The organism is Janibacter zhangyanbonis, assembly GCF_050507325.1.
In the GTDB taxonomy this organism is placed as follows: domain Bacteria; phylum Actinomycetota; class Actinomycetes; order Actinomycetales; family Dermatophilaceae; genus Janibacter.
In genome coordinates, this window is sequence record NZ_CP191481.1 from 1,095,538 (window position 1) to 1,120,202 (window position 24,665).

Genomic DNA, 24,665 nt, shown 5'->3' on the forward strand with positions numbered 1-24,665 from the left:
ACCGGTGACCTAACCTTGAGCGGGTGAGCGAGACACCCCCCGAGCTGCTGCGGCTGCGTCAGTCCATCGACAACATCGACGCCGCCCTGATCCACCTGCTCGCCGAACGCTTCAAGGCGACGCAGAGCGTCGGGGTGCTCAAGGCGCGCATCGACCTGCCGCCGGCCGACCCGGCCCGGGAGGAGCGGCAGATCGCGCGACTGCGCGCGCTGGCCGACGACGCCGGTCTCGACCCGGTCTTCGCGGAGAAGTTCCTCAACTTCGTCATCGCGGAGGTCATCCACCACCACGAGCAGATCGCCCACCAGCAGGCGGCCGAGGGGGAGACCCGATGATCGAGCTGAAGACCCCGGATGAGGTCGAGGCGATGCGCCCGGCCGGCCGCCTCGTGCGCGACGTGCTCGCGGCGCTCACCGAGGCCGCGGACGTCGGCGTCAACCTCCTCGAGCTCGACGCCCTCGCCCACCGGATGATCGACGCCGCGGGCGGGACCTCCTGCTACATCGACTACCACCCCTCCTTCGGGGCCAGCCCCTTCGGCAAGGTGCTGTGCACGTCGGTCAACGACGCCGTGCTGCACGGGCTGCCGCACGACTACCGGATGCGCGACGGCGACCTGCTGTCGGTCGACTTCGCCGTCTCCGTCGACGGCTGGGTGTGCGATGCCGCGAAGTCCTTCGTCGTCGGTACGGCCGACCCCGAGGACCTGCGGATCATCGACACGACCGAGCGCGCCCTGGCCGCGGGCATCGCGCAGGCCCGCAGCGGCAACAAGATGGGCGACATCAGCGCCGCCATCGCCGCCGTCGCGCGGGCCGAGGGCTACACGATCAACACGCAGTTCGGCGGCCACGGCGTCGGCCGGGAGATGCACGGCGACCCGCACGTGTCCAACGACGGGCGCGCGGGCCGGGGCATCCCCCTTCGTCCCGGGCTCGTCATCGCCATCGAGCCGTGGTTCATGGCCGGCACCGACGAGATCTACACCGACCCCGACGGCTGGACGCTGCGCAGCGTCGACGGCTCCCGCGGCGCCCACAGCGAGCACACGATCGCGATCACCGACGGGGACCCGATCATCCTCACGGCCTGACGGCCAGCTCAAGCGTCATGAAGACGCTGTTGGGGTCCTCCCGGTACCTACCGAAGGGAGGGCACGGGCCGAATCCGTGCCGCCCGTACAGCGCACGCGCCGGGGCGAAGAAGTCCATGCTCCCCGTCTCGAGGGAGACCCGGGTGACCTCGCGCGCCCGCGCGTCGGCGAGGGCATGCTGCAGGAGCGCACCGGCGACCCCGTGACCGCGCAGGTCGGGTGCGGTGCGCATGCTCTTCAGCTCCTCGTGCCCGGGCGTCAGCGGCGCGAGGGCTACCGTCCCGGCGAGCGCGCTGCCGAGGTGCCCGATCCACACGCGCACTCCACCGGTCTGCAACCCCGAGAGGTCCAGGGCGTGACGGCTTTCCGGAGGGGCGGTGGGCTCCATTTCGCGCAGGTGCTCGGAGAGGAAGGCCGGGAGCCGAGGGTCGTCCCAGTCGGCCGGGGAGATGGTGAGGTTCACCTGGGCGAGTCAACCACCGTGCGCGCTTTCCCTGGGTGTGATGCGGCCGGAAAGTAGAGTGGCCCGCACTGGCCGGCCCACACCCGCCCCAACCCGACCACCGTCTGCCCGAGGAGCGCCCCGCTCGTGTACGTCAAGAGCCTCACCCTCAAGGGCTTCAAGTCGTTCGCCTCGGCGACCCACATGCGGCTCGAGCCGGGCATCACGTGCATCGTCGGGCCCAACGGCTCGGGCAAGTCCAATGTCGTCGACGCCCTCGCCTGGGTCATGGGCGAGCAGGGGGCCAAGTCCCTGCGCGGCGGCAAGATGGAGGACGTCATCTTCGCCGGCACCACGGGTCGTGCGGCCCTGGGCCGCGCCGAGGTGACGATGACGATCGACAACTCCGACGGCGCGCTGCCGATCGACTACACCGAGGTGACGATCAGCCGCACGATGTTCCGCAACGGCGGCTCGGAGTACGCGATCAACGGCACCTCGTGCCGGCTGCTCGACATCCAGGAGCTGCTCTCCGACTCCGGCATCGGCCGCGAGATGCACGTCATCGTCGGGCAGGGCCAGCTCGACGCCGTCCTGCGGGCCACGCCCGAGGAGCGCCGCGGGTTCATCGAGGAGGCCGCCGGCGTCCTCAAGCACCGCAAGCGCAAGGAAAAGGCGATCCGCAAGCTCGAGGGGATGGAGGCCAACCTCTCGCGCGTCGCCGACCTGACGACCGAGATCCGCCGCCAGCTCGGGCCACTCGGCCGTCAGGCCGAGACCGCCCGCAAGGCCGCCGTCATCCAGGCCGATGCCCGGGACGCCCGCCACCGACTCCTCGCCGACGACCTCGTGCGGATGACCTCGGCGCTGCAGCAGGAGGTCGCCGACGAGCAGGCGATGCTCGAGCGGCGCAAGGCGCTCGAGGCCGCGGTGCTCGCCGCCCGCACCCGGATCACCGAGCACGAGGAGGCTGGTGCCTCGGCGGCTGCCGAGCTCACCGCCGCCCAGCAGCGGGCCGTCCGACTGGCCTCGCTCACCGACAAGCTGACCGCCACCGCCTCCCTCGCCGCCGAGCGGGTGCGCCTGCTCGGGCAGGACGAGGAGGTCGAGACGACGAGCGGCCGTGACCCGGAGGCGCTGCGCGAGCAGGCGGCCCGGGCCCGCGCCGACGAGGAGGAGCTGCGCGCCGACATCGCCCGCGTGGGGGAGGAGCTCGCCGCAGCCGTCGCCGCCCGCGAGGCGGCCGAGCAGGCGCACGCGGCCGAGCAGCAGCGCGTCGCGGCCCTCGCCCAGCGCGCGGCCGACCGGCGTGAGGGCCTGGCCCGGCTCGCCGGTCAGGTGGGCGCCCGCCGCTCGCGCATCGAGGCGCGCGAGGCCGAGATCGGTCGCCTCGAGGAGGTCGTCACCACGGCCCTGGCCCGGGCCGACGAGGCCGAGCGCGAGTTCACCCGGCTCGAGAGCACCATCGCCGACGAGGAGGGCAGCGAGGAGGGGCTCGACGAGACCTACGAGCGCGCCGCCGAGGCCCACGACACCGCCGCCGCCGAGGTCGAGCAGGTCGTCGAGGCCGGCCGGGTCGCCGACCGCGACCGGCAGTCCGCGCAGGCCCGGCTCGAGGCCCTCGAGCTCAGCCTGCGACGCAAGGACGGCGTCGAGGCGCTGCGCGAGGCCGCCGACGACGAGCACGAGATCCTCGGGTCCGTCGCCGAGCTCGTCACCGTCACCGGTGGCCACGAGGCCGCCGTCGCCGCCGCGCTCGACCAGGCCGGCAATGCCCTGGCCCTCGGCAGCATCGACGCGGCCGCCCGCGCGGTCGAGCGGCTACGCACCGACGACGCCGGTCGGGCGACGCTCGTCGTCGGTGCCACGGCCCGCCCCTCCGACCGCTCCGGGTGGCCGACCCTGCCGACGGGTGCCGTGTGGGCCCTCGACGTCGTCGAGGCCCCCGAGTCCGTGCGGCCCGCCGTCGATCAGGTGCTCGAGCGGGTCGCCATCGTCGCCGACACCCCCGCTGCCCTGGCCCTGCTCGAGCAGGCCGGCGACCTCACCGCCGTCACCGAGGAGGGCGACGTCTACGGGCCCGGCTTCGTGCGGGGTGGCTCGAGCGCAGCGCCCAGCCTGCTCGAGCTGCAGGCAGCCGTCGACGAGACCCGGGCCGCGCTCGAGGACGCCACCCGGCGCAGCGAGGAGTCGACCTTCGCCCTGACGCGCGCCCGCGCCACCCTCGCCGAGCGGGTCGAGGCCCGCGATGCCGCGATGGAGGCGCTCCACGAGTCCGATGCGCGCATGGCCGCCGTCGCCGAGCAGCTCGGCGGCCTCGGCACGACGACCCGCACCGCGCGCTCCGAGGCCGAGCGCACCCGGGCCAAGATCGCCGACGTCACCACGGCCCTCGACGCCGACCGCACCGAGCTCGCCGAGCTCGAGCAGCGGCTCGAGGATGCCTCGGCCGAGCCCACCGACGACGAGGGCGAGGACGCGGGCGACGACCGCGAGCGGCTCGAGCTCGAGGCGAGCTCGGCCCGCACGGCCGAGACCGAGGTGCGTCTCGCCCTTCGCACCAAGGAGGAGCGGGCGCGCTCGCTGCACGGACGCGCCGAGTCGCTCGAGGGCGCCGCCCGCAACGAGATCGCCGCCCGCGAGCGGCTGCGCGCGCGGCGTGAGCGCCGCCGCCGCGAGGCCGAGGTCGCCGCCGCCGTCGAGACCGCGGCGACATGGTCGGCCGAGCGGGTTGCGGCCGCAGCCGTGGTCGCCGCCGAGCGTCGCGACGCGGGGGAGGCCGCCCGGGCCGAGCGTGACGAGGCCCTGCGCGGCCTGCGCACCGAGCTGACCGAGCAGCAGGACGCCCTGCGCGAGCTGACCGACGAGGTCCACCGCGACGAGGTCGCCCGGGCCCAGCAGATCGCCCGCATCGAGCAGCTGCAGACCAAGGCGATCGAGGAGCTCGGCGTCGACCCCGACGTGCTCATGGAGGAGTACGGCCCGCACCAGCTCGTCCCGCACGTCGCGGGCCCCGACGAGGACCCGGAGTCGGAGGACTTCCCCGAGCCCCAGCCCTATGTGCGCGAGGTGCAGGAGAAGCGCCTGCGCACCGCCGAGCGCGGGCTCAAGGCCCTGGGCAAGGTCAACCCGCTGGCGCTCGAGGAGTTCGCCGCGCTCGAGGAGCGGCACACCTTCCTCACCACCCAGCTCGAGGACCTGCGCCAGTCGAAGAAGGACCTCCTCGAGATCGTCGCCGAGATCGACGAGCGGGTCGAGCAGGTCTTCTCAGAGGCCTTCGCCGACACCGCCGAGCAGTTCGAAGGGGTCTTCTCCCGCCTCTTCCCCGGCGGCGAGGGGCGCCTGGTGCTCACCGACCCGAGCGACATGCTGACGACCGGCATCGAGGTCGAGGCCCGGCCTCCGGGCAAGAAGGTCAAGCGGCTGTCGCTGCTCTCCGGCGGCGAGCGGTCGCTCGTCGCGGTCGCGCTGCTCGTGTCGATCTTCAAGGCCAGGCCCTCGCCCTTCTACATCATGGACGAGGTCGAGGCGGCGCTCGACGACACCAACCTCGGCCGCCTGATCATGCTCTTCGAGGAGCTGCGCGACTCCAGCCAGCTCATCGTCATCACGCACCAGAAGAAGACGATGGAGGTCGCTGACGCGCTCTACGGCGTCTCGATGCGCGGCGACGGCATCACCACCGTCGTCAGCCAGCGGCTGCGCGACGTCGCCCCCGACGAGCAGGCGCAGCCGGCCTGATCCGGGATGGGTCGCCCGGTCCCACCCCTCGGTCGCACCTCGGGACGACCGGCGGGTCGAGTTGAGCCGGTCGCCCGCTCGGGGGACGATGGGGCCATGACCGCCATGATCGTGGGCCTGCTGATCTGCCTCGCCCTGTCCGTCCTCGTCATGGGGCTCGTCGCCGTCCCCGCCCGCCGCGAGGGGCGTGAGATCCTCACCGCTCGGGGCGAGCGCGTGGTGGTCAAGGTCCGCGAGAGCGCCGACGGCGCCGCGAGCCGCACCTCCGGCCTCATCTCCAGCGCGACGCCGGGCAAGCGCAAGGCCTCATGACGGCCGGCACCGACCCGACAGGATTCCGCGGCCCGGTCGACCCGGGGGTGCGTCCGCAGGACGACCTCTTCGGGCACGTCAACAACCACTGGCTCGACCGTGTCGAGATCCCGTCCGACCGCGGTCGCTACGGCGTCTTCGACGTGCTGCGCGAGCGGGCCGAGGAGGACGTGCGCGTCCTCATCGAGGAGGTCGCGGCCGCTGTCGAGTCCGGTGCCGCCGACGACCCGGTCGCGGCCAAGGTCGGCGCCCTCTACAGCTCCTTCATGGACGAGGCCCGGGCCGACGAGCTCGGCGCCCAGCCGATCGGCGAGCTGCTCGCCGCGGTCGACGAGGTGACGAGCGTGCCCGACCTCGTCGGGCTCACCGGGCGCCTGGCCCGCGACGGCGTGAGCGGCGCCGTCCTCCCCTTCGTCAACACCGACGACCGTGACTCGACCCGCTATGTCCTCTACCTCGAGCAGGGAGGTCTCGGGCTGCCCGACGAGTCCTACTACCGCGAGGAGCAGCACGCCGAGGTCCTCGCGGCCTACCGCGGGCACGTCGCGCGGCTGCTCGCGCTCGCGACCGGGCTCGACGAGACGGCTGCCGCCGAGACCGCGGAGCGGGTCGTCGACCTCGAGGTGACGCTCGCCGGCCACCACTGGGACCGCGTGACCAACCGCGATCCCGTCAAGACCTACACGCTCGTCGACGCCGCAGGGCTCGCCGAGCTGGCGCCCGCGGTCGACTGGAGCGCCTGGGCCCGAGGGCTCGGGGCCGATGCTCCTTTCGCCGAGGTCGTCGTGCGCCAACCCGACTTCCTGCGCGGCCTGTCGGCTGCGCTCGAGTCGGTCGACCTGGCGACCTGGCAGGACTGGCTGCGGCTGCGCATCGTCCAGTCGCACGCGGCCTACCTCGACGCGTCCGTCGTCGCCGAGGAGTTCGACTTCGTCGGCCGCACCCTCTCCGGCATCCCCGAGCAGCGTGCCCGGTGGAAGCGCGGGGTCTCGCTCGTCGACGCCTCGCTCGGCGAGGCCGTCGGCCGGCTCTACGTGGAGCGGCACTTCCCGCCGGCAGCCCGCGAGCGGATGGAGGAGCTCGTCGGCCACCTCGTCGAGGCCTTCCGGCGCTCCTTCGCCCAGTCGTCGTGGATGGGGGAGGAGACCCGCGCCGAGGCCGCGGCGAAGCTCGAGGCCTTCACGCCCAAGGTCGGCCACCCGGCCTCGTGGCGCGACTACTCCGCGCTCGAGGTCGACGCCGACGACCTCGTGGGCAATGTGCGGCGGGTGGCGGCCTTCGAGGTCGACCGCGCGCTGCACAAGCTCGGTGGCCCGGTCGACCGTGACGAGTGGTTCCTCACCCCGCAGACGGTCAACGCCTACTACAACCCCGGGCTCAACGAGATCGTCTTCCCCGCGGCGATCCTCCAGCCGCCCTTCTTCGACGCCGACGGCGACGACGCGGACAACTACGGCGGCATCGGGGCGGTCATCGGTCACGAGATCGGGCACGGCTTCGACGACGTGGGCTCGACCTACGACGGGCAGGGCAACCTGCGCGACTGGTGGACCGAGGAGGACCGGGCGGCCTTCGAGCAGCGCCGCGACGCCCTCGTCGAGCAGTTCGACGGCTACACCACCCGCAATGCGCCCGGACACACGGTCAACGGCGCCCTGACGGTGGGGGAGAACATCGGCGACATCGGCGGCCTGGCCATCGGGCACGCGGCCTACCGGATCGCCGTCGGCGACGCGGCGGCGGAGGTCGGCGAGGACGGGCTGACCGGTGACCAGCGGTTCTTCAGCAACTGGGCGCGAGTGTGGTGCGGCGACGCGCGCACCGAGGAGGCCGTGCGGCTGCTGTCGATCGACCCGCACAGCCCGCAGGACGTCCGGGCCAATGCCGTGCGCAACATCGACGCCTTCCACGAGGCCTTCGGCACCGCCGACGGCGACGACATGTGGCTCGACCCGCACGAGCGCGTCTCCCTCTTCTGAACCGATGACCCGCGAGGTGCCGTCAGCGCGTGACCGGGATGCGCTCGGCCGCGCGGAGAACTCGCGTCCCCGGGACGGCCTCGGCCGACCGCTGCCGCACGGCAGCGCGGGCGTGGCGCGAGTGGAGGCGCGCGAGCGCACCCCCGACGAGGCGCTGGCCGAGGCCCAGGAGTACCTCGACGCCGAGATGCCCTTCCACGCACACGAGGTGCTCGAGGAGCAGTGGAAGCGTGCCCCCGAGCCCGAGCGTGCCCTCTGGCAGGGGCTGGCCCAGCTCGCCGTCGGCCTGACCCACCAGCGCCGGGGCAACTCCCGCGGCGCGGTGAGCGTGACGAGCCGCGGCGCCGATGCCGTCGAGCGCTATGTCGCGATCGCCCCCCACGGGATCGACGTCGGTGGCCTGGTCCTCTGGGCGCGGGCGCTGGCCGCCCGGCCCGACGGCGAGGTGCCGGTGCCCTCCCTTCGCCTGGTCTGAGGGGAGCGCCCGCCCACGGGTTCGGCGAGGTCGGTGGGGCCTGCGAAGATGACCCCGTGATGGGAATCGACACGCTGACCGAGTACATCGCCGTCGCGATCGGGCTGCTGGTCCTCCTCGGGGGGCTCGCGGTGGGCCTGCTGCGCGGAGGCCGGGGCAAGAGCAAGGAGCTGCCGCCGGAGCACCGCCCGCCGGAGCGCCCCAAGGGCACCACCGACCACCGCAGCGGCACGATCGTCCTCGACCGGCCGAGTGACCACGCCCAGCCCCAGGCTCCGCCTGCCGAGGCGAAGGGGGAGACCCCGCCGGCCGAGACGACGGCCGAGGAGCCGACCGCTGAGGCGGCTGCGCCCGAGACGACCCAGCCCGAGACCCCGGCCGAGGACGTCACGCCCGTCGAGGCCGACGCCGGCGCCGAGCGGACCACCACCGCCCCGCCGGCCACGACCGAGCCGGCCACCGAGACCACGCCGGAGGCCGCCGAGGCGCCCGTCGAGCCCTCCGCGCCCGAGACGGCCGAGCAGGCCGCCGTCGAGCCCGAGCTCGACACCCCCGCCCCGACCAAGGACCGGATGCGCTCGCTGCGCACCCGCCTGGCCCGCTCCAACGGCGCGATCGGCAAGGGCCTGCTCGCGCTGCTGTCGCAGGGCAAGCTCTCCGAGGAGGACTGGGAGGAGGTCGAGGACACCCTGCTCGTCGCCGACCTGGGCATGGAGCCGACGACCGAGCTCGTCGACTCGCTGCGCGAGCACGTCTCCGTCGACGGCACGACGGACCCCGAGGTCGCCAAGGACTGGCTCTACGCCGACCTGCTGCGCCTCGTCGACCCGACCATGGACCGCGGCCTGGCCGCCTCGCGCGTCGACGGTCGCCCCGCCTGCATCCTCGTCGTCGGGGTCAACGGCACCGGCAAGACGACGACCGTCGGCAAGCTCGCCCGCGTGCTCGTCGCCAACGACCGCGACGTCGTGCTCGGAGCGGCCGACACCTTCCGCGCCGCGGCGGCCGACCAGCTCGAGACCTGGGGCGCCCGGGTCGGCGTCCCGACGATCCGCAGCGACCGTGAGGGCGCGGACCCCGCGGCCGTGGCCTTCGACGCGGTCAAGGCGGCCGCGGACACCGAGGCCGACGCGGTGATCGTCGACACCGCCGGTCGCCTGCACAACAAGGTCGGCCTCATGGACGAGCTGGCCAAGGTCAAGCGCGTCATCGAGAAGCAGACCCCCATCGACGAGGTGCTCCTCGTCCTCGACGCGACGACCGGGCAGAACGGCCTGGCCCAGGCGAAGATCTTCGCCGAGGCCGTAGACGTCACCGGTGTCGTGCTCACGAAGCTCGACGGCACGGCCAAGGGCGGCATCGTCGTCGCCGTGCAGCGCACGCTCGGGGTGCCGGTGAAGCTCGTCGGCCTCGGCGAGGGGCCGGACGACCTCGCGCCCTTCGTGCCGGAGGCCTTCGTCGACGCCATCGTCGGCTGATCCGGCAGCACCACGACGACGAAGGGGGCGCCCGCCGCGACATCGCGGCGGGCGCCCCCCTTCGCTGTGCCCGGGGCCGGGCGGGGTGATCAGGTGCGCTGGTTGAAGGTCAGGTAGTAGCGCAGCTGGGTCGAGGTCTGGATCGCCCAGGCGACCTCGACGTTGACCGTCGAGGTGCGGCTCGAGTCACCGGGGACGGGCGCGGTGCACGTGGCCGTGCGGCCCTTGATGAGGACGATGCCGCCGATGCAGTTGATGTCCGACTTCGTGTGGCCGTACTGGCTCATGCCACGCGCGATCTGCCCCTCGAGGTCGTCGGCGCTCAGCTGGTGCCGGCTGCTCGTGTTGGGCGTGCCCGCGGGGGCCGGGGGGACCGACTGCGTGGACGACGGCGAGTAGGTCGACGAGGGCGTGGTGGTCGTCGACGGGGTCGTCGGCTCCGTGGTCGGCTCGGTGGTCGGCTCTGTGGTCGTCGTGGGCTCTGTGGTCGTCGTGGGCGGGGCCGTCGACGAGGCCGTGGTCGTCTCGTCGTCATCGTCGCCGAGCGCCACCAGACCGATCCCGCCGCAGCACACGAGGGCCAGGACGAGGGCGACCGCGCCAGCGATCCAGGCCCACGCCGGGACGCCACCCTTGGTCGGCGGGGTCCCGCCGGGGTGACCTCCGTAGGGGTTGGTGCCCTGCTGACCGTACGGCTGCTGGCCGTAGGGCTGCTGACCGTACGGCTGCTGCTGTCCCTGCGGCTGGCCGTAGGGCTGCTGACCATGGGGCTGCTGGCCGTAGGGCTGGTGGGGACCGGGCTGGCCCGGAGGGGTGGGCGGCTGCGTCATGACTCTCCCTGCTCGTGGTGCGCCGGGAGGCTGCATGCTGGTGTTCCCCCCGGAAATGCCTGTCTGTGTCCTGCAACCCAACGGTAGGCCAGACCCGCGAGCGCGTGCAGGCCGGGCAGGCGGAGCGCCGCCCCGACGGGCCGCACCCACCAGCGCGAGGCGAGGAGCACCGCCGCGACGGCGTCGTGGCCGGAGGCGATGGCGCCGTCGGCGCCGACCCACTGCAGCGCCTCGTCGCACTGCTCCTGCGTCAGGCCGAGCGAAGGGAGGTCCAGCCGCTGGCTCGGGGCGACGTCGTAGTCGGCGGGAGAGCGACGCAGGCGCCGGACGACGAGGTCGGCGCAGGTCGTGCACATGCCGCAGTCGCCGTCGAAGACGAGGATCGGACGCATGGACCGATCGTCCCACGTGCTGGGACGGATCCGGCCGCGTCACAGAGGATTAACGCGCACGGGCGAGCGGAAACAGCGCCGTAACATCGCGCGCCCGGAGCCGAAACGGCGCCGCACGAGGGTTCATCCCATGAGTCCAGCCATCACGCCCCTTGCGGCGAACCCACCAGCGATCGACACGTCGGCGACGGCCTTCATGATCATCTGCGCAGCGCTCGTGCTGCTGATGACTCCGGGCCTGGCCCTCTTCTACGGCGGCATGACCCGCGCCAAGTCCGTGCTCAACATGATGATGATGAGCTTCGGCGCCATGGGCGTCGCGGGCGTCGTCTACGTCCTGTGGGGCTACTCGATGTCCTTCGGCGGGTCCGACATCGGCGGCATCTTCGCCAACCCCTTCGACAAGTTCGGCCTGCGCGGTGTCGCCAGCACGGTCGAGGGCGTCACCGGGACCGTCGGGGCCGACGGCATGCCGGTCATCGACGTCTTCGGCGCCGACGTCTTCATCCCCGAGGTCCTCTTCGCCGGCTTCCAGCTGACCTTCGCGATCATCACGGTCGCGCTCATCAGCGGTGCGATCGCCGACCGGGCGAAGTTCTCCACCTGGCTGGTCTTCTGCGCCATCTGGCTGACCGTCGTCTACTTCCCGATCGCCCACATGGTCTGGGGCGGCGGCCTGCTCTCCGGCGCCGAGACGAGCGTCGCCTCGTGGCTCTTCGGCAGCACCGACGGCGCGGCCACCATCGCGCCCATCGACTTCGCCGGCGGCACCGTCGTGCACATCAACGCCGGCATCGCAGGCCTCGTCCTCGCGCTCGTCGTCGGCAAGCGCCTCGGCTTCGGCAAGACCGCGATGCGCCCGCACAACGTGCCGCTCGTCATGATCGGCGCGGGCCTGCTGTGGTTCGGCTGGTTCGGCTTCAACGCCGGCTCGGAGCTCGCCGCCGATGGCATCGCCAGCCTCGTCTGGGTCAACACCACCGCCGCGACCGCGGCCGCGATCCTCGGCTGGCTGCTCGTCGAAAAGCTGCGTGACGGTCACGCGACCTCCGTCGGTGCCGCCTCCGGTGTCGTCGCCGGCCTCGTCGCCATCACCCCGGCCTGCGGCGCCCTGTCGCCCGTCGGCTCGCTCGTCCTGGGCCTCGTCGCCGGTGCCCTCGCCGCGCTCGCCGTGGGTCTGAAGTTCCGATTCGGCTACGACGACTCGCTCGACGTCGTCGGCGTGCACCTCGTCGCCGGGCTCTGGGGCACCGTCGGTGCCGGCCTGCTCGCCACCGACGGCGGCCTGCTCTACGGCGACGGCTTCGACCAGACGCTGCTGCAAATCGTCGTCGCGCTCATCAGCCTGGTGATCTCCGCCGTCCTCACCTTCGTCATCGCGATCGCCCTCAAGGCCACAATGGGCTGGCGCATCGCCGAGGACGACGAGGTCTCCGGCATCGACTCCGCCGAGCACGCCGAGTCCGGCTACGACCTGGGCGGTGTCGGCGCGAGCCGGGCCCGCTCGGTCCTCGGCTCCACCCTCCCCACCCGCGCCGACACCGTCACCGAGAGCGAGGTCCGGGCATGAAGCTCGTCACCGCCATCATCAAGCCCCACCAGATTGACGACGTGAAGGAGGCGCTGGAGTCCTTCGGCATCACCGGCATGACGGTGAGCGAGGCCAGCGGCTACGGACGCCAGCGCGGCCACAGCGAGGTCTACCGCGGCGCCGAGTACACCGTCGACTTCGTGCCGAAGATCCGCCTCGAGGTCCTCGTCGAGGACATCGACGCCGAGTCCGTCGTCGGGGCTGTCGTCAGTGCCGCCCGCACCGGTCGGATCGGTGACGGCAAGGTCTGGGTCACGCCGATCGAGGACGTCGTGCGCGTGCGCACCGGGGAGAAGGGAGTCGAGGCGATCTGAGCCTCGGACCCCACATGACCCGCACCGGAAGCGACATGCGATCCGCGCGGCTCGACCTCGCCGGCACCCGGGAGTTCACCCTCCCCGGTGCCGGCGAGGCACGCCGGGCGGCCATCGGCGAGGCGACCCGCAGCTGGCTGACCGACCTCTACCGGGAGGCCGTGGGGGAGCGCGAGGGGATCGCGCTCGCCGCCGTGGGCTCACTCGGCCGCGGCTGGTCCGGGCCGCTGAGCGACCTCGACCTCGTGCTCGTCCACGACGGGCGCAGCATCCGCCCCGGCGATCTCACGGCCATGGCCGACCGGCTCTGGTACCCGATCTGGGACTCGGGCCTGGCCCTCGACCACTCCGTGCGCTCGTCCGCCGAGTGCCGGGCCGTCGCCCGCGACGACCTGTCCGCGGCCGTCGGCCTGCTCGACCTCTCCCTCGTCGTCGGTGACGAGGAGCTCGTCGCCGGTGTGCGCTCCACCGTCGCGCACGACTGGCGCTCCGGGGCCCGCACCCGGCTGCCGCAGTTCGTCGAGACGGTGCGGGCCCGTCACCACCGGCACGGCGACCTCAGCCAGCAGGTCGAGCCGGACCTCAAGGAGGCCCTGGGCGGCCTGCGCGACGTCACCGTCCTCGACGCGCTCACCCGCGCCTGGCTCACCGACCGCCCCCACGGCGCGGTCGGGCCGGCCCTCACCCGGCTGCTCGACGTCCGCGACGCGCTGCACGTCGTGAGCGGCCGCGGTCGTGACCGGCTCCTGCGCGAGGAGCACGACGCCGTCTCCGCCCTGCTCGGCTTGGCCGACCCCGACGACCTGCTGACGCAGGTCTCGAGCTCGGCCCGGACCATCGCCTGGGCGCTGGAGTCGACGATGCGGCGTGCCAGCCAGAGCCAGCGGGCCCGCACGCTGCGGGTCGGACCCCGCCGACCGACGATGACCCCGCTCGGCCACGGGCTCTTCGCGCACGACGGCGAGGCGGTCCTCGGCTCGACCCGGCTCGTCGGGGTCGACGCGAGCCTCCCCCTTCGTGCTGCCGTCGTCGCGGCCCGCCACCGGCTGCCGCTCGCGCCGCAGACCCTCGCCAACCTCGCGGCCTGCCCCGACCTGCCGACACCGTGGGACGAGCAGGCCCGCGACCTGCTCTCCGACCTGCTCGCCGCCGGCCCCGGGCTCGAGGCCGTCTGGGAGGGCCTCGACCAGGTCGGCGTGGTCGAGCGCTGGCTGCCGGAGTGGACCGCGGTGCGGTGCCGCCCGCAGCACAACCCCGTGCACCGGCACACCGTCGACCGGCACCTGCTCGAGACCGTCGCCCGGGCGGCGGCGCTCGCCCGCGACGTCGCCCGGCCCGACCTGCTGCTGCTCGCCGCCCTGCTCCACGACATCGGCAAGATCGCTGGTGCCCGCGACCACTCGCGCACGGGCGCCGACCTCGCCGACGGCGTGCTGCGGCGCTGGGGCCTGGCCGAGGAGGACCGCGAGGTCGTCGTGCTGCTCGTCCGCGAGCACCTGACCCTCATCGAGATGGCCACCCGGCGCGACCTGTCCGACCCCGCGACCGCGGCGGCCGTGGGCGACCTCGTCGGGCAGGACGCGCAGACCTTCGAGCTGCTGCGGGCGCTCACCGTCGCCGACGCCCGGGCTGCCGGGCCCGCGGCCTGGACCGACTGGCGCGCCAGCCTGCTCGACACGCTCACGGGACAGGTCCGCGCCCGGCTCACCGGGGTCGCGCCGCCCGTGCCGCCCCTCGCGCCCGCCCCACGGGTCGACGACGAGGCCATCGGCGACGTCGTCGCCGGCCGACCGCACGTGCGCGTCGAGCCGGGGCCGGGTGGGTGGACGCTCACCGTGCACTGCCGGGACCGGACGGGCCTCTTCGCCGACACCGCGGGCCTGCTCGCCGCGCACGGCATGACGGTCCGTCGGGCCCGCCTGGCGACCGTCGACGGCATCGCCGTCGACGAGTGGTTCGTCGAGTCGCCCGGAGGCGACCCGCCGGAGCCGCTGCGGATCACCGCCGGCCTCACCCGCCTCGAGGCAGGTGACCGTGCGGCGCTCGGCTCCCTCGCCCGGCGCCGACGCGCCCCGGAACGGTCCGGGACGGCCGGCGGCGCCCGCGCCTTCGTGCTGCCGAGCGCCGGCAGCGGGGCGACGGTCATCGAGGTGCGCGCGCAGGACCGACCGGGGCTCCTGCACGACCTCGGCCTCGTCCTCGCGGGGGAGGGGCTCAGCGTCCGGTCGGCGCACATCTCCACGCACGCGGGCCAGACCCTCGACACCTTCTACGTCACCGACCGCGATGGTCGTGAGCTCGGGCCGGCCGCCGTGGCCCGGGCCGTCTCGGCCGTCATCGACGGGTGTGACGGAGACGGTGACGAAGGGAGCGCCGCGGGCAGATAACCTTGGCCGGGTGTTCACCAGCCTGTCCGACCGCCTGACCGCGACCTTCAAGAACCTCCGCGGCAAGGGGCGCCTGTCCGAGTCCGACGTCAACAAGACCGTCCGGGACATCCGGATGGCCCTCATCGACGCCGACGTGGCGCTGCCCGTCGTCAAGGAGTTCACCGCCGCGGTGCGCGAGCGTGCCACCGGCGCGGAGGTGAGCCAGGCCCTCAACCCCGCCCAGCAGGTCATCAAGATCGTCAACGACGAGCTCGTGACGATCCTCGGTGGCAACACCCGCACGATCCAGTTCGCCAAGCGGCCGCCGACGGTCATCATGCTCGCCGGCCTCCAAGGCTCCGGCAAGACGACCTTCGCCGGCAAGCTCGGCGCCTGGCTCAAGGAGCAGGGCCACACCCCGCTCCTCGTCGCGGCCGACCTGCAGCGCCCCAATGCCGTCACCCAGCTCGAGGTGACCGGTCAGCGTGCGGGCGTCCCGGTCTTCGCGCCGGAGCGCGGCAACACCGGCGGCCACGACGCGGTCCTCGAGTCGGGGGAGGGCACCCGCTCCTTCGGTGACCCGGTCTCGGTCAGCCGCGCCGGCATCAGCCACGCGCAGGCCCAGCACCACGACGTCGTCATCGTCGACACCGCCGGCCGTCTCGCCGTCGACGCCGAGCTCATGCAGCAGGCGGCCGACATCCGCGCCGCCGTCGAGCCGGACGAGGTCCTCTTCGTCATCGACTCGATGATCGGCCAGGCGGCCGTCGAGACCGCGCGGGCCTTCGCCGAGGGCGTCGACTTCACCGGTGTCGTCCTGTCGAAGCTCGACGGTGACGCCCGCGGTGGTGCCGCGCTGTCGGTTGCCGGCACGACCGGGCGGCCGATCATGTTCGCCTCCACCGGCGAGCAGACCAAGGACATCGAGGTCTTCCACCCCGACCGCATGGCCGGCCGGATCCTCGACATGGGTGACGTCCTGACGCTCATCGAGCAGGCCGAGCGCGCCTTCGAGCGCGGCGAGGCCGAGGAGATGCAGCGCAAGTTCCTCGCCGAGGAGGACTTCACCTTCGACGACTTCCTCCAGCAGATGTCCGCGATCAAGCGGATGGGCTCGCTGAAGTCGATGCTCAAGATGATGCCGGGTATGGGCCAGATGTCCGCCCAGCTCGACAACCTCGACGAGCGCGAGTTCGACCGGGTCGAGGCGATGGTCCGCTCGATGACCCCCTTCGAGCGCACCCACCCCAAGCAGATCAACGGCTCGCGTCGCTCGCGCATCGCCAAGGGCTCGGGCGTGACCGTCTCCGAGGTCAACCAGCTCCTCGAGCGCTTCACCGAGGCGCAGAAGATGATGAAGCAGCTCGCCCGCGGCGGCGGCATGCCGGGCATGCCCGGTGTCCCCGGCATGGGCGGCGGGCGCAAGAAGCAGACCAAGCAGCCCAAGAAGAAGGGCAAGTCGGGCAACCCCGCCAAGCGCGCCCAGCAGGAGCGCGAGGCCGCCGAGAAGGCGGCCGGGCGCGGTCCCGCCGGGTCCGCCTTCGGCGGCGGCGGTGCTGCCGGTGGCCAGGGCGGCCTGCCGGCCGACCTCGACCCGAGCCAGCTGCCGAAGGGCTTCGAGAAGTTCCTCGGCGGCGGCAGCTGATCGACCGATGGGTTCGCCGACGCTCCACGCGGTGACCTCGGGGACCTCCGGCCCCCGGGTCGCCTTCTGCCACGGGCTCTTCGGCCAGGGGCGCAACTGGACCCAGATCGCCAAGGGGCTGGCCGACATCAGCCGGCCGACCCTGCTCGACATGCCCGACCACGGACGGTCGCCGTGGACCGAGCGCTTCGACTACCCGGCGGCCGCCGACATCGTCGCCGACAACCTGCGGGCGATCGACCCGGAGGAGCCGTGGATCGTCGTCGGGCACTCGATGGGCGGCAAGATCGCGATGCTCGTGGCCCTGCGCCACCCCGAGCTCGTCGACCGGCTGTGCGTCGTCGACATCTCGCCCGCCGCGACGAGCAGCTTCAGCGAGTTCGAGACCTACATCGCCGCGATGCAGGCGATGGACCTCGGCAGCATCACCACCCGTGAGCAGGCCGACGAGGCGATGCGCGAGGCCGCACCCGACCCGGGGGTCCGGGCCTTCCTCCTGCAGAACCTGCGCCGTGAGGGCGAGGGCTGGCGCTGGCAGCCCAACCTCGAGGTGATCGGCCGCGACATCGCCACCATCGGCGGCTGGCCCACCGACGAGGTGGCGGGTCTCGCCCCCTTCGACAAGACGGTGCTGTGGCTCGCCGGCGAGCGCTCCCTCTACGTCACCGACGACGAGCTCGCCGAGATGCGACGGCTCTTCCCCCGGGTGCGGCTCGTGACCGTCAAGGGCGCCGGGCACTGGGTGCACTCCGAGGCGCCCGAGGTGACGCTCCAGTCGCTGCGGGCGCTCATCACCTCGTCACGCTGACGCCGGGGTGTGATGGAGTGGAGGTGTCCGGCGGTCATGCCGGGCACCCCGACCGAGAGGACCCGATCATGTCCCACATCGTCGTCATCGGTGGCCACGGCAAGGTGGCCCTGCTGCTCGCCCCGATCCTCGCCGAGCTCGGGCACTCGGTGACCTCCGTCATCCGCAACCCCGATCACGCCGCCGACGTCGAGGCGGCAGGGGCGACCCCGCACGTCGCCGATGTCGAGATGCTCGACACCGACGGCATCGCTGAGGTCCTCGCGGGCCACGACGCGGTCGTGTGGTCCGCCGGCGCCGGCGGGGGAGACCCCGAGCGCACCCGGGCCGTGGACCAGGACGCGGCGATCCGCTCGATGGAGGCCGCGCGACAGGCCGGCGTGCGGCGCTACGTCATGCTGAGCTACTGCGGCGCCGGGCCCGACCACGGCGTCGACCCGAGCAACCCCTTCCACGCATATGCCGAGGCCAAGGCCGCGGCCGACGAGCACCTGCGCGGCACCGACCTCGACTGGACCGTCCTCGGGCCGAGCAGCCTGACCCTTGACCCGCCGACCGGCAAGATCCAGGTCGGCCGGGAGGGGAGCGGCCAGGTCTCGCGAGCCAATGTCGCCCGGGTCATCGCGGCGACCCTCGAGGCCAACGGCACCGTGCGGCGCACCATCGAGTTCCACGACGGCAGCACGCCGATCGACGAGGCCCTGCGCTGACCCGAGCAGTCTGGATAGCCTGCCGACATGGCTGATGTGCTGCACGTCAAGGGCGAGGTGCTGGTCTCCGAGCAGGAGAGCGTGCCGGAGCTGTGGGTCATCGACGGCAAGGTCTCCTTCACGCCGCCGACCAGCGGTGACGTCGAGACGGTGACCGGCTACGTGCTGCCGGGCTTCGTCGACGCGCACTGCCACGTCGGACTCGACGCCCACGGGGCGGTCGACGACGCGACGAGCGAGCAGCAGGCGCTCACCGACCGTGACGCGGGGACCCTGCTCATCCGCGATGCCGGCTCCCCGGCCGACACGCGATGGATCGACGAGCGCGACGACCTGCCCAAGATCATCCGCGCCGGCCGGCACATCGCTCGCACCAAGCGCTACATCCGCAACTACGCGCACGAGGTCGAGCCCGAGCAGCTCGTCTCGCGGGTGCGGGCCGAGGCCCGCGCCGGCGACGGCTGGGTCAAGCTCGTCGGCGACTGGATCGACCGCGGGGTCGGCGACCTCGCTCCCTGCTGGCCGCGTGAGGTGCTCGTCGAGGCGATCGCTGCCGCCCACGAGGAGGGGGCGCGGGTGACCGCCCACTGCTTCGGCGAGGAGTCCCTCGCCGACTTCGCCGCGGCGGGCACCGACTGCATCGAGCACGCGACCGGGCTCGTGCCCGAGACCGTCGCGGCCTTCGCCGAGCAGGGCATCGCCATCGTGCCCACCCTGGTCAACATCGAGACCTTCCCGCAGATCGCGGCCCCCGCCGCGGAGAAGTTCCCCGACTACCACCGGCACATGCTGCAGCTGCACGAACGGCGCTTCGAGACGATCGCCGCAGCCCACGACGCCGGCATCGACGTCTTCGTCGGCACCGACGCGGGCGGCTCGCTGCCCCACGGTCTCGTCGCGCAGGAGATGGAGCTGCTGACCCGGGCCGGATTCACCACTCGTGAGGCGCTCGCCGCCGGCACCTGGCGCTCCCGTGACTGGCTGGGTCACCCCGCCATCGCCGAAGGGGAGGACGCCGACCTCGTCGTCCTCGCCGATGACCCCCGTGAGGACGTGCGGGCCTGCGGCACACCGGCGCACGTGATCCTGCGGGGCGCTCGGGTCGGAGGCGGCTGAGCCCCGGGACCATCGGGTCGTCCGATGATCCCGGGGCTCGCGGGGGAGACGCTCAGGCGGGCTCGGCGACGAGCTCGCGCTCGTCCTCGGGGGAGTTGGCCTCGGCCGCGACCTCCGCGCGGTGGGCGCGGTAGCTGTAGGCGACGGCGGCGATCCAGCCGACCCAGATGACGGCGTAGATGCCCCAGACGGCGCTGCTGCCGAGGGCGAGGCCGTCGCCGCCGATGATCGTGCGGGCATTGGTCAGGACGATCAGGCCGCCGACGAGCGAGCCGAGGATGCGCGGCGGGATGGTGCGCACGAGCCAGGCGGCGATGGGGGCGGCGATGGCGCCACCGATGAAGAGCATCGCGACCCAGGAGAAGGCGATCCCCTGCGACCCGAGGGCGGCGAGGAAGCCGATGCTCGCGGCGACGGAGATGAGGAACTCGCTCGTGTCGATCGAGCCGATGACCTTGCGGGGCTCGAGCCGGCCGCTCGCGAGGATCGCGGGGGTGCCGACCGGGCCCCAGCCGCCACCGCCGGTCGCGTCGACGAAGCCGCCGAAGAGCCCGAGCGGCGCGAGGAAGCGCTTGCGCAGCGGCGTGCCGAGGCGGTCCTTGCGCAGACCCTTGAAGGTGAAGCGGAGCAGGACGTAGAGGCCGAGGGCGAGCAGGATCCCGGACATGACCGGCTTGGCCGTCGAGGTGTCGAGGCTGGCGAGGAAGGTCGCGCCGGCGAAGGCGCCGACGGCGCCGGGGACGCCGATCTTGAGCACGACCGGCCAGTCGACGTTGCCGAAGCGCCAGTGCGAGGCGCCCGAGACGAGGGTGGTGCCGATCTCGGCGAGGTGGACCGTGGCGGACGCGGCCACCGGGTTGGTGCCGATGGCCAGCAGCAGCGTCGTCGTCGTGACGCCGTAGGCCATGCCGAGGGACCCGTCGACGAGCTGGGCGAGCAGGCCGACGACGGCCAGGAGGACGAGCTTGCGCATACGGAGGACTCTTTCCGTGAGGAGTGTGCGGCGCCCGGGCGAAGTCACTGCTTCTCCCATGGGACTAGGGGGAGTTTTGCCCACGGTCTGCTTATGGGTCAAGTAACGGTCAGTTATGTCTCAGGGTGTGGTCTCCCGGGAGCGTGCCCCAAGGGATACTGGGCGGCATGGACATCTCGGCCCGATCGGACTACGCCGTCCGCGCGATGCTCACCCTCGCGGCGGCGAGCGAAGGGGGCGGCCCCGTCTCGGTCGTCCGGCTCGCCGCGGACCAGGAGCTCCCGCGCAAGTTCCTCGAGGCGATCCTCGCGGACCTGCGCCGCTCCGACCTCGTCACGAGCCGCATGGGTGCCAGCGGGGGCTACCTGCTCGCGCGGCCCGCCGACCAGATCGCCGTCGGTGACGTCATCCGTGCCGTCGACGGCCCGCTCGCCGAGGTGCGGGGGGAGCGTCCGCAGGCCACGAGCTACGAGGGGGCTGCCACCCACCTGCGCACGGTGTGGGTGGCCGTGCGCTCCAGCGTCCGCTCCGTCCTCGACGGCACCACCCTCGCCGACGTCCTCAGTGGTGACTTCCCGGACGCGGTCACCGAGGCCGTCGCCGCCCCGGGGGCTTGGGAGAACCGCTGAGAGCGCTGTCTGGGCCGAGGTGATCCCTGCGGCGGGTGACGTCCCGCCCCTTCGTCCTGACGTGTTTTGGCCGGGGGTGGCCCCTCGTGGAAGAATCGCCGCCGTACCCGTCCGCGCTGCTGCGCGCCGGATGCCTACACCCCGAGCTCGATACCCCGTGCGAACCGCGCACGGTCTCGCCGTGCTCACGAAACGAAGGGACCACTCACGTGGCCGTCAAGATCCGTCTGAAGCGCATGGGCAAGATCCGCGCTCCGTTCTACCGCGTCGTCATCATGGACTCCCGCGCCAAGCGCGATGGCCGGGCGATCGAGGAGATCGGCAAGTACCACCCCACCGAGGAGCCCTCGGTCATCGACATCGACAGCGAGCGCGCGCAGTACTGGCTCGCCCAGGGCGCCCAGCCCACCGAGGCCGTCGCCGCGCTGCTCAAGGTCACCGGTGACTGGCAGAAGTTCAAGGGCGAGGCCGGCGCCGAGGGCACCCTGAAGGTCAAGGAGCCCAAGACCTCGAAGAAGGACCTCTACGAGGCCGCTCTCGCCTCCTCCGACAAGGAGGGTGCCGAGCACGAGGCCATCACCGCGAAGAAGAAGGCCGACAAGGAGGCCGCCGACAAGAAGGCGGCCGAGGAGAAGGCTGCTGCGGAGAAGGCCGAGGCCGAGGCTGCCGAGGCCCCCGCCGAGGAGACCCCGGCCGAGGCCGAGACCACCACCGAGGCCTGACATGCTCGACGAGGCGCTCGAGCACCTGGTCACCGGCATCGTCGACCACAAGGACGACGTCGTCGTCCGGAGCAAGAACCTGCGTCGCGGCCAGATCCTCGAGGTGCGCGTGCACCCCGACGACCTGGGTCGCGTCATCGGTCGCTCCGGCCGCACCGCCTCCGCCCTGCGCACCGTCCTCGGTGCGCTCTCCGGCGGGGAGAACGTGCGGATCGACATCGTCGACACCGACCGCGAGCGCTGAGGGCAGCGCCCACGTCATGACGGATGGCCGTCACCCTGCGGGGTGGCGGCCATTCGCCATGTCGGGCCGCGGGTACATATCTTGTCCGGCATGACTTCCACGCAGGGCCACGTCGTCGCCCGCATCGGCAAGCCGCACGCGCTGCGCGGCGAGGTGACCGTCCAGCTGCACACGGACGACCCGGAGAGCCGCCTCGTCCCGGGCGCCGTCTTCGAGACCCGGGCCCAGCCCGGCTCGGGCGTACCGCGCCGGCTGACCCTGGCGACGACCCGCGTGCACCGGGGCATCTGGCTGCTCGGCTTCGAGGAGATCCCCGACCGCACGGGCGCGGAGTCGTTGCGCGGCACCCGCCTCGTGCTCGCGGAGGGCGAGCCGGACCCGACTGAGGACGACGAGGGCTGGTACGAGGAGGACCTCGTCGGCCTGACCGCGGTCGCGCCCGACGGCGCCGTCGTCGGTGAGGTCGTCGCCCTCGAGCTCGGCGCCGCCCAGGACCGGCTGCGACTGCGGCGACCGGACGGCAGCGAGGCGCTCGTCCCCTTCGTCGAGGCGATCGTCCCCGAGGTCGACCCCGAGGCCGGCCGGCTCGTCGTCGACGCGCCCCCCGGTCTGCTGGACCTCGACGCGAAGGGGGAGTGAGCCGTGCGCATCGACGCCGTCTCGATCTTCCCCGACTACCTCGGCGCCCTCGACATCTCGCTCATCGGCAAGGCACGCCGGGACGGGATCATCGACCTGCGGGTGCACGACCTGCGCGACTTCGCCCACGACCGGCACCGCACCGTCGACGACACCCCCTACGGCGGGGGAGCGGGCATGGTCATGAAGCCGCAGCCCTGGAGCGAGGCCCTCACCCACGTGCTCGACTCCGCCGACGAGACGACCGGCCCGGCGCCGGTTCTCGTCGTGCCCGGCCCGGGGGGTGAGCGCTTCACCCAGGCGACGGCGCGCGAGCTGGCGCAGGCACCGTGGCTCGCCTTCGCCTGCGGTCGCTACGAGGGCATCGACGAGCGGGTCTACGAGTGGGCCGCCGAGCGGATGCCGGTGCGGGTCATCTCGCTCGGCGACTACGTGCTCAACGGCGGCGAGGTCGCCGTCCTCGCGATGGTCGAGGCCATCGGCCGGTTGCTGCCGGGGGTCGTCGGCAATGCCGAGTCCCTCGTCGAGGAGTCGCACGAAGGGGGTCTGCTCGAGTACCCGATCTACACCAAGCCCGCGGTGTGGCAGGACGGCGACGGCGTCGAGCGAGCGGTCCCCGAGATCCTCCTCGGTGGCCACCACGGGGCGATCGCGCAGTGGCGCCACGAGCAGCGCCTCGCCCGCACGGCGGCGCGTCGCCCCGACCTGCTGCACGTCGCGGCGACCACCTCGGAGCTCGCCGGCCTCGAGCACTCGGTCGCCACCCGCGCCGACGCGGCCGAGCTGACGGTGCTGCAGAAGGCCTGCTGGATCGAGATGGTCACCCCGCAGCAGCACTGGTGGGGCGCGCCGGCCGAGGACGCCGCGACGGTCGCCGACAACCTCGAGCACTGGACGACGCACCTCTTCCGCTCGCAGGGGCGGCTCGTGGGGTCGGTACGGGTGCGCCGCGACCCGCAGGAGCCGACGACCTGGCAGATCGGGCGGCTCATGGTCGCCCCCGACCTGCAGGGGCGCGGCCTCGGGCGGGCGCTGCTCGCGCACGCCGAGGCCCTGGCCCCGTCCGACACGAGCACCTACTGGCTCAACACCGGAGCAGACCAGGAGCGGCTGCTGCGGCTCTACAAGAAGGCCGGCTACCGCGTCTGCGGGCCCGGCGAGGGCCCCGGCACGGTCGACCTCACCCGGCGGCGCCGCTCCTGAGGAGGCGAGGGACGAGTCGTCTCGAAGGGCTACAGGCAGCCGGGCAGCCACACCCGCAGGGCGACCTCGAGCCCGGCGGTTCCGACGAGCACGAGCAGCAGCCACACCCAGCCCTGGGCGCGGTGCCCCAGGGAGAGCAGCGCGCCGGGGATCGCGAGCAGCAGGAAGACCGTCGGCAGGCCCAGCTGCAGGACCCGGCCGACGACGGCGGCGCCCTCGCAGGCCGGGGCGCTCCCGTCCTCGAGGGTGAGCAGGCCACGCACCCGCGAGGCGAGCAGCGCGGCGGAGGGGGCGAGCAGCGCGACGGTCAGCAGGGCACCGACGATGCGAAGGGGGCGGCGCCCGTCGGTCGACGGGGCGGCAGCTGTCGTGGAGGGCTCGGCCGTCACGACTCGATTGGTGGACATGCGCTCCCCTCTGGCAGAATCGGACATCGCGCTCATTGACACCGCCCCTGCCACAGGGGGAGTGCCGGGAGAGACGATGCCAGCAGGCACCGACCACCCGCAGCACGCGGCGGTGGGCGCGACTCCTCACACAGTACTGACGAGGGCGGGCGACCTGTGGCGTCCGCAGGAAAGCGACAGCGCCATGCAGCGTTTCGACGAGATCGACAAGGCGTCCCTGCGGGACGACATCCCCGAGTTCCGGGCCGGCGACACCGTCAAGGTCCACGTCAAGGTCATCGAGGGCAACCGCTCCCGTGTCCAGGTCTTCCAGGGCGTCGTCATCCGCCGCCACGGCGGCGGCGTGGGCGAGACCTTCACCGTCCGCAAGGTCTCCTTCGGCGTCGGCGTGGAGCGCACCTTCCCGCTGCACACCCCGGTCATCGAGAAGATCGAGGTCGCCACCCGTGGTGACGTCCGCCGCGCGAAGCTCTACTACCTGCGCAACCTGCGCGGCAAGGCTGCCCGCATCCGCGAGCGTCGCGAGACCCCCGCGAGCTGACCCAGCTGCCTG

The 24,665-nt window shown here is 73.0% G+C and carries 25 protein-coding genes; 20 read left to right on the plus strand and 5 right to left on the minus strand.

Annotated features, from left to right (window positions below):
- Positions 1–23: 23 nt before the first annotated feature.
- Both ACQBJO_RS05425 and map read left to right on the plus strand, forming a co-directional pair.
- Positions 24–335 carry a chorismate mutase gene (locus ACQBJO_RS05425; RefSeq protein ID WP_255185739.1) on the plus strand — a complete coding sequence of 104 codons (312 nt, stop codon included), beginning with the start codon at positions 24–26 and terminating at the stop codon, positions 333–335.
- Positions 332–1,093: a type I methionyl aminopeptidase gene (gene map, locus ACQBJO_RS05430; RefSeq protein ID WP_421006885.1), complete on the plus strand. Its 762-nt coding sequence runs from the start codon at positions 332–334 to the stop codon at positions 1,091–1,093. Before ACQBJO_RS05425 ends, map begins: the two co-directional genes overlap by 4 nt.
- Here map and ACQBJO_RS05435 read toward each other — a convergent pair.
- Positions 1,083–1,556 (minus strand): GNAT family N-acetyltransferase, encoded by a 474-nt coding sequence (locus ACQBJO_RS05435; protein WP_421006884.1) that lies wholly within the window; start codon positions 1,554–1,556, stop codon positions 1,083–1,085. The genes map and ACQBJO_RS05435 overlap by 11 nt on opposite strands.
- A 126-nt stretch (positions 1,557–1,682) precedes the next feature.
- Here ACQBJO_RS05435 and smc point away from each other — a divergent pair, with 126 nt between their 5' ends.
- From smc to ftsY, 5 genes are all read left to right on the plus strand, one after another.
- The gene (smc, locus tag ACQBJO_RS05440) at positions 1,683–5,276 is read left to right on the plus strand and encodes a chromosome segregation protein SMC (protein WP_421006883.1); all 3,594 of its coding nucleotides are present in this window, start codon (positions 1,683–1,685) and stop codon (positions 5,274–5,276) included.
- A gap of 96 nt (positions 5,277–5,372) precedes the next feature.
- Positions 5,373–5,588, plus strand: a complete 216-nt coding sequence (locus ACQBJO_RS05445; protein WP_421006882.1) for a hypothetical protein — start codon at positions 5,373–5,375, stop codon at positions 5,586–5,588.
- A complete protein-coding gene (locus ACQBJO_RS05450) occupies positions 5,585–7,567 on the plus strand; it encodes a M13 family metallopeptidase (protein ID WP_421006881.1) in 1,983 nt (660 codons plus the stop codon). Before ACQBJO_RS05445 ends, ACQBJO_RS05450 begins: the two co-directional genes overlap by 4 nt.
- A 4-nt stretch (positions 7,568–7,571) precedes the next feature.
- Positions 7,572–8,042 carry a DUF309 domain-containing protein gene (locus ACQBJO_RS05455; RefSeq protein WP_421006880.1) on the plus strand — a complete coding sequence of 157 codons (471 nt, stop codon included), beginning with the start codon at positions 7,572–7,574 and terminating at the stop codon, positions 8,040–8,042.
- 59 nt (positions 8,043–8,101) lie between these two features.
- Positions 8,102–9,520: a signal recognition particle-docking protein FtsY gene (ftsY, locus tag ACQBJO_RS05460; protein WP_421006879.1), complete on the plus strand. Its 1,419-nt coding sequence runs from the start codon at positions 8,102–8,104 to the stop codon at positions 9,518–9,520.
- A gap of 89 nt (positions 9,521–9,609) precedes the next feature.
- Here ftsY and ACQBJO_RS05465 read toward each other — a convergent pair whose 3' ends face one another.
- The gene (locus tag ACQBJO_RS05465; protein WP_421006878.1) at positions 9,610–10,350 is read right to left on the minus strand and encodes a hypothetical protein; all 741 of its coding nucleotides are present in this window, start codon (positions 10,348–10,350) and stop codon (positions 9,610–9,612) included.
- Positions 10,347–10,742 (minus strand): thiol-disulfide oxidoreductase DCC family protein, encoded by a 396-nt coding sequence (locus ACQBJO_RS05470; RefSeq protein WP_421006877.1) that lies wholly within the window; start codon positions 10,740–10,742, stop codon positions 10,347–10,349. Before ACQBJO_RS05470 ends, ACQBJO_RS05465 begins: the two co-directional genes overlap by 4 nt.
- A 130-nt stretch (positions 10,743–10,872) precedes the next feature.
- Here ACQBJO_RS05470 and ACQBJO_RS05475 point away from each other — a divergent pair, with 130 nt between their 5' ends.
- The 7 genes from ACQBJO_RS05475 (at position 10,873) to ACQBJO_RS05505 (ending at position 19,295) form a co-directional block, all read left to right on the plus strand.
- Positions 10,873–12,312 carry an ammonium transporter gene (locus tag ACQBJO_RS05475; RefSeq protein WP_421006876.1) on the plus strand — a complete coding sequence of 480 codons (1,440 nt, stop codon included), beginning with the start codon at positions 10,873–10,875 and terminating at the stop codon, positions 12,310–12,312.
- Positions 12,309–12,647, plus strand: a complete 339-nt coding sequence (locus tag ACQBJO_RS05480; protein ID WP_255185749.1) for a P-II family nitrogen regulator — start codon at positions 12,309–12,311, stop codon at positions 12,645–12,647. The genes ACQBJO_RS05475 and ACQBJO_RS05480 overlap by 4 nt, the downstream gene beginning before the upstream one ends.
- Positions 12,648–12,661: 14 nt before the next feature.
- On the plus strand, positions 12,662–15,034 hold the full coding sequence (locus tag ACQBJO_RS05485; protein ID WP_255185750.1) for a [protein-PII] uridylyltransferase: 2,373 nt from the start codon (positions 12,662–12,664) through the stop codon (positions 15,032–15,034).
- A 10-nt stretch (positions 15,035–15,044) separates the two neighbouring features.
- Positions 15,045–16,661, plus strand: a complete 1,617-nt coding sequence (gene ffh / locus ACQBJO_RS05490) for a signal recognition particle protein (RefSeq protein ID WP_421006875.1) — start codon at positions 15,045–15,047, stop codon at positions 16,659–16,661.
- 31 nt (positions 16,662–16,692) lie between these two features.
- Positions 16,693–17,469 carry an alpha/beta fold hydrolase gene (locus ACQBJO_RS05495; RefSeq protein WP_421006874.1) on the plus strand — a complete coding sequence of 259 codons (777 nt, stop codon included), beginning with the start codon at positions 16,693–16,695 and terminating at the stop codon, positions 17,467–17,469.
- 68 nt (positions 17,470–17,537) lie between these two features.
- Positions 17,538–18,179: an SDR family oxidoreductase gene (locus tag ACQBJO_RS05500; RefSeq protein WP_421006873.1), complete on the plus strand. Its 642-nt coding sequence runs from the start codon at positions 17,538–17,540 to the stop codon at positions 18,177–18,179.
- Positions 18,180–18,206: 27 nt separating this feature from the next.
- The gene (locus tag ACQBJO_RS05505) at positions 18,207–19,295 is read left to right on the plus strand and encodes an amidohydrolase family protein (RefSeq protein WP_255185754.1); all 1,089 of its coding nucleotides are present in this window, start codon (positions 18,207–18,209) and stop codon (positions 19,293–19,295) included.
- A 52-nt stretch (positions 19,296–19,347) separates the two neighbouring features.
- On the opposite strand, the gene ACQBJO_RS05510 is transcribed toward ACQBJO_RS05505, so the two are convergent.
- The gene (locus ACQBJO_RS05510; RefSeq protein WP_421006872.1) at positions 19,348–20,268 is read right to left on the minus strand and encodes a sulfite exporter TauE/SafE family protein; all 921 of its coding nucleotides are present in this window, start codon (positions 20,266–20,268) and stop codon (positions 19,348–19,350) included.
- 167 nt (positions 20,269–20,435) lie between these two features.
- Between ACQBJO_RS05510 and ACQBJO_RS05515 the strand changes: the two genes are divergently transcribed.
- From ACQBJO_RS05515 to trmD, 5 genes are all read left to right on the plus strand, one after another.
- Positions 20,436–20,897: an RrF2 family transcriptional regulator gene (locus tag ACQBJO_RS05515; protein ID WP_255185756.1), complete on the plus strand. Its 462-nt coding sequence runs from the start codon at positions 20,436–20,438 to the stop codon at positions 20,895–20,897.
- A gap of 209 nt (positions 20,898–21,106) precedes the next feature.
- Positions 21,107–21,619: a 30S ribosomal protein S16 gene (gene rpsP / locus ACQBJO_RS05520; protein WP_255185757.1), complete on the plus strand. Its 513-nt coding sequence runs from the start codon at positions 21,107–21,109 to the stop codon at positions 21,617–21,619.
- A 1-nt stretch (position 21,620) separates the two neighbouring features.
- On the plus strand, positions 21,621–21,863 hold the full coding sequence (locus ACQBJO_RS05525; RefSeq protein WP_068319604.1) for an RNA-binding protein: 243 nt from the start codon (positions 21,621–21,623) through the stop codon (positions 21,861–21,863).
- Between the two features lie 90 nt (positions 21,864–21,953).
- Positions 21,954–22,502: a ribosome maturation factor RimM gene (gene rimM, locus ACQBJO_RS05530; protein WP_421006871.1), complete on the plus strand. Its 549-nt coding sequence runs from the start codon at positions 21,954–21,956 to the stop codon at positions 22,500–22,502.
- 3 nt (positions 22,503–22,505) lie between these two features.
- A complete protein-coding gene (gene trmD, locus ACQBJO_RS05535; protein ID WP_421006870.1) occupies positions 22,506–23,705 on the plus strand; it encodes a tRNA (guanosine(37)-N1)-methyltransferase TrmD in 1,200 nt (399 codons plus the stop codon).
- A gap of 29 nt (positions 23,706–23,734) precedes the next feature.
- On the opposite strand, the gene ACQBJO_RS05540 is transcribed toward trmD, so the two are convergent.
- The gene (locus ACQBJO_RS05540; protein WP_421006869.1) at positions 23,735–24,112 is read right to left on the minus strand and encodes a hypothetical protein; all 378 of its coding nucleotides are present in this window, start codon (positions 24,110–24,112) and stop codon (positions 23,735–23,737) included.
- Positions 24,113–24,296: 184 nt separating this feature from the next.
- Between ACQBJO_RS05540 and rplS the strand changes: the two genes are divergently transcribed.
- Positions 24,297–24,653 carry a 50S ribosomal protein L19 gene (gene rplS / locus ACQBJO_RS05545; RefSeq protein ID WP_255185761.1) on the plus strand — a complete coding sequence of 119 codons (357 nt, stop codon included), beginning with the start codon at positions 24,297–24,299 and terminating at the stop codon, positions 24,651–24,653.
- Positions 24,654–24,665: the final 12 nt, after the last annotated feature.

Bases quoted from the DNA above. Each gene is read 5' to 3' on its own strand.
- map (WP_421006885.1), top strand. From the start codon at position 332: ATGATCGAGCTGAAGACCCCGGATGAGGTCGAGGCGATGCGCCCGGCC.
- ACQBJO_RS05445 (WP_421006882.1), top strand. From the start codon at position 5,373: ATGACCGCCATGATCGTGGGCCTGCTGATCTGCCTCGCCCTGTCCGTC.
- ACQBJO_RS05450 (WP_421006881.1), top strand. From the start codon at position 5,585: ATGACGGCCGGCACCGACCCGACAGGATTCCGCGGCCCGGTCGACCCG.
- ACQBJO_RS05455 (WP_421006880.1), top strand. From the start codon at position 7,572: ATGACCCGCGAGGTGCCGTCAGCGCGTGACCGGGATGCGCTCGGCCGC.
- ftsY (WP_421006879.1), top strand. From the start codon at position 8,102: ATGGGAATCGACACGCTGACCGAGTACATCGCCGTCGCGATCGGGCTG.
- ACQBJO_RS05465 (WP_421006878.1), bottom strand. From the start codon at position 10,350: ATGACGCAGCCGCCCACCCCTCCGGGCCAGCCCGGTCCCCACCAGCCC.
- ACQBJO_RS05470 (WP_421006877.1), bottom strand. From the start codon at position 10,742: ATGCGTCCGATCCTCGTCTTCGACGGCGACTGCGGCATGTGCACGACC.
- ACQBJO_RS05475 (WP_421006876.1), top strand. From the start codon at position 10,873: ATGAGTCCAGCCATCACGCCCCTTGCGGCGAACCCACCAGCGATCGAC.
- ACQBJO_RS05480 (WP_255185749.1), top strand. From the start codon at position 12,309: ATGAAGCTCGTCACCGCCATCATCAAGCCCCACCAGATTGACGACGTG.
- ACQBJO_RS05485 (WP_255185750.1), top strand. From the start codon at position 12,662: ATGACCCGCACCGGAAGCGACATGCGATCCGCGCGGCTCGACCTCGCC.
- ACQBJO_RS05500 (WP_421006873.1), top strand. From the start codon at position 17,538: ATGTCCCACATCGTCGTCATCGGTGGCCACGGCAAGGTGGCCCTGCTG.
- ACQBJO_RS05505 (WP_255185754.1), top strand. From the start codon at position 18,207: ATGGCTGATGTGCTGCACGTCAAGGGCGAGGTGCTGGTCTCCGAGCAG.
- ACQBJO_RS05510 (WP_421006872.1), bottom strand. From the start codon at position 20,268: ATGCGCAAGCTCGTCCTCCTGGCCGTCGTCGGCCTGCTCGCCCAGCTC.
- ACQBJO_RS05515 (WP_255185756.1), top strand. From the start codon at position 20,436: ATGGACATCTCGGCCCGATCGGACTACGCCGTCCGCGCGATGCTCACC.
- ACQBJO_RS05525 (WP_068319604.1), top strand. From the start codon at position 21,621: ATGCTCGACGAGGCGCTCGAGCACCTGGTCACCGGCATCGTCGACCAC.
- rimM (WP_421006871.1), top strand. From the start codon at position 21,954: ATGACTTCCACGCAGGGCCACGTCGTCGCCCGCATCGGCAAGCCGCAC.
- ACQBJO_RS05540 (WP_421006869.1), bottom strand. From the start codon at position 24,112: ATGTCCACCAATCGAGTCGTGACGGCCGAGCCCTCCACGACAGCTGCC.
- rplS (WP_255185761.1), top strand. From the start codon at position 24,297: ATGCAGCGTTTCGACGAGATCGACAAGGCGTCCCTGCGGGACGACATC.